Genomic DNA, 3,489 nt, shown 5'->3' on the forward strand with positions numbered 1-3,489 from the left:
GTCGGCCGTCGCCGCGGCCAGGCGCTCGGCCACGTTCGCCGGGTCGGTGTCCGCGGCGTCCAGTTCGACGCGGACGACCCGCGCCCCGCGCCGCGTCAGATCGTCGGCCACGGCGGTGATCCGCGGGTCGTCGGCGTGGTGCGCGGGGACGACGGTCAGCCAGGTGCCGGCCGGGGCCGGGGAGCTGGACGGGGCCTGCGGACGCGGCTTCCACACCACGTTGTAGAGGTGGCCGTCGGCGGCGGACCGCTCGCGCTGGGCGCGGCGCCACGTCGACAGGGCGGGCAGCACCGCGCTGAGCGGCTGGTCGCCCTCGACCCGCAGCTCGGTGGCGAGCGACTCCCAGTCCTCGCGCTCCACGGCCTCCCAGAACCGCGCGTCCACCGCGTCCACCGCGCCCTCGGCCGGGGTCCCGGCCGCCAGGGCGAACTCGGGCCAGTAGCGGCGGCGCTGGAACGCGTACGTCGGCAGGTCGACGCGGTGGGCGCCGGTCCCGGCGAAGTACCCGGTCCAGTCCACCTCGGCGCCCCGGACATACGCCTGGGCGAGTGCGGTGGTGACGGTCTCGGCCTCGGGGCGGTCCTTGCGCAGCGCGGCGGCGAAGCCCGCCACATCGGCGTCGGTGACGCACTCCTGGGCCATGGCGGTGAGGACACCGTCGGGGCCCAGCTCCACGAAGGTGGTGACGCCCTGGGCTTCCAACTCCCGTACGCCGTCGAGGAAGCGGACGGCTTCCCGGACGTGGCGCACCCAGAAGTCGGGGCTGGTGATCTCCTCGGCGGAGACGATGGCGCCGGTGAGGTTGGAGACGATCGGGATGCGCGGGGCCTCGTAGGTCAGCCCCTGCGCGACCTCACGGAACGCGTCCAGCATGCCGTCCATGCGCGGCGAGTGGAACGCGTGGCTGACCGTGAGCCGCTTGGTCTTACGACCCCGCGCCTCGAAGGTCGCCGCGATCTCGGTCGCCACGTCCTCATCACCCGCGATGACGACCGACGTCGGCCCGTTCAGCGCGGCGATCGAGACGCGCTCGCCGAGCAGCGGCGTCACCTCGTCCTCCGACGCCTCGACGGCGATCATCGCGCCACCGGCGGGCAGCTCCTGCATCAGCCGGCCCCGCGCCGCCACCAGTGTGCACGCGTCCGCGAGGGACAGCACACCGGCCACGTGCGCGGCGGCCAGCTCACCGATCGAGTGGCCGGACAGGAAGTCCGCCTTCAGACCCCACGCCTCCACCAGCCGGAACAGCGCCACCTCGACCGCGAACAGCGCGGGCTGGGTGAAGCCGGTCCGGTCCAGCGCCTCGGCGTCGTCCCCGAACAGCACGTCCTTCAGAGGCCGTTCAAGATGGGCGTCCAGCTCCGCACAGACCGCGTCCAGCGCATCCGCGAACGCCGGGTAGGCGTCGTACAGCTCGCGCCCCATCCCCAGCCGCTGGCTGCCCTGCCCGGTGAAGAGGAACGCCAGCTTGCCACCGGTCACCGAGCCCTCGATGAGCCCCGTGGCGCCGCGCCCGTCGGCCAGCGCCGCGAGCTGCTCGCCGAGGAGGCCGCCGTCCCGGCCGAGCGCCACGGCCCGGTGTTCCAGGGCGGCACGGGAGGTGGCCAGGGAGTAGGCGAGGTCGAGCGGGCGCGGCCCGTCGGTGCCGGTGCCGGTGGCGGTGGCGGTGCCGGTGCCCACGGAAGGGCTCAGCCGTGCGGCCTGGGCCCGTAGCGCGTCCTCGGTACGGCCCGAGACCGGCCAGGCGAGGACGGGCAGGGACCGTTCCGGAGCGGGCGCGGCGACCGCGTCCACCGGCGGGGCCTGCTCGATGATCGCGTGCGAGTTGGTGCCGCTGAAGCCGAACGAGGACACACCCGCGCGGCGCGGGCGGCCGGTCTCCGGCCAGGGCCGGGCCTCGGTCAGCAGCTCGATGTCGCCCGCCGACCAGTCGACATGCGGGGTCGGCTCGCTGACGTGGAGGGTCCGCGGCAGCACACCGTGCCGCATCGCCATGACCATCTTCATGATCCCGGCGGCGCCCGCCACGGCCTGGGTGTGGCCGATGTTGGACTTCACCGAGCCCAGCCACAGCGGCCGGTCCTCGGGCCGGTCCTGGCCGTAGGTGGCGAGCAGCGCCTGCGCCTCGATCGGGTCGCCCAGCGTCGTACCGGTGCCGTGGGCCTCCACGACGTCGATGTCGGTGGCCGAAAGACCGGCGCCCGCGAGGGCCTGCCGGATGACGCGCTGCTGGGACGGGCCGTTGGGCGCCGTCAGACCGTTGGACGCGCCGTCCTGGTTGATGGCGGTGGAGCGCAGGACGGCGAGCACCGGATGGCCGTTCTCGCGGGCGTCGGAGAGCCGCTCCACCAGGAAGAGGCCCACGCCTTCGGCCCAGTTGGTGCCGTCCGCGTCACCGGAGAACGCCTTGATCCGGCCGTCGGCGGCCAGTCCGCGCTGCCGGCTGAACTCCAGGAAGGCGCCCGGGGTCGACATGACCGTGACGGCTCCGGCCAGCGCCAGCGAGCATTCGCCGTTGCGCAGCGCCTGCGCGGCCAGGTGCAGCGCCACCACCGACGACGAGCAGGCGGTGTCGATGGTGACGGCCGGGCCTTCGAGCCCGAAGGCGTAGGAGAGCCGGCCGGAGGCCACGCTGGAGGAGTTGCCGGTGCCGAGATGGCCTTCGAGGCCCTGCGGCTCGTTCAGCCACAGCGTCAGATAGTCCTGGTCGTTGGAGCCGATGTAGACACCGGTCCGGCTGCCGCGCAGGGACGCGGGGTCGACCCCGGCCCGCTCGAACGCCTCCCAGGTGGTCTCCAGCAGCAGCCGCTGCTGCGGGTCCATGGCGAGCGCCTCGCGCGGCGAGATGCCGAAGAACGAGGCGTCGAAGTCGGCCACGTCGTGCAGGAAGCCGCCCTCGCGGGTGTAGCTGGTGCCCTCGAGGTCGGGGTCGTCGCTGTAGAGGGTGGCGAGGTCCCAGCCGCGGTCGGCGGGGAACGGGGTGATGGCGTCGTCACCGGCGACCAGCAGTTGCCACAGCTCCTCGGGCGACCGCACACCGCCGGGGAAACGGCAGCTCATCGCGACGATCGCGATCGGGTCGTCGCGGTCCACCGCGCTGATCACCCGGTCGGGCATGATCGCGTCGGCCGCGTCCCCGACGATCTCCTCGCGCAGATGGCCCGCGAGGCTGGTCGAGGTGGGGTAGTCGAAGACGAGCGTGGGCGGCAGCCGCAGCCCGGTCGCCTCGCGCAGCAGATTGCGCAGTTCGACGGCGGTCAGGGAGTCGAAGCCCAGGTCCTTGAAGGCCCGGCCCTCCTCGACGGCCTGCGGGCCCGCATAGCCGAGGACGGCCGCCACCTGCGTACGGACCAGGTCCAGCAGCAGCCGGTCCTGCTCGGCCGCGCTCAGCGCGGCCAGCCGCTCCGCCAGCGCGGAACCGCCGCCCGCTGCCGCGTCCACCGCGCGGCGCACCGGGACCCGCACCAGCCCGCGCAGCAGCGGCGCGAG

Annotated in this window: 1 protein-coding gene; it reads right to left on the bottom strand. The window is 74.1% G+C overall.

The annotated features are described in order from the left end of the window. On the bottom strand, positions 1 to 3,489 hold a 3,489-nt coding region (locus KN815_RS47755; protein WP_216348019.1), incomplete at both ends, for a type I polyketide synthase.

It is taken from the genome of Streptomyces niphimycinicus (assembly GCF_018883605.1).
Classification (GTDB): Bacteria; Actinomycetota; Actinomycetes; order Streptomycetales; family Streptomycetaceae; genus Streptomyces; species Streptomyces niphimycinicus.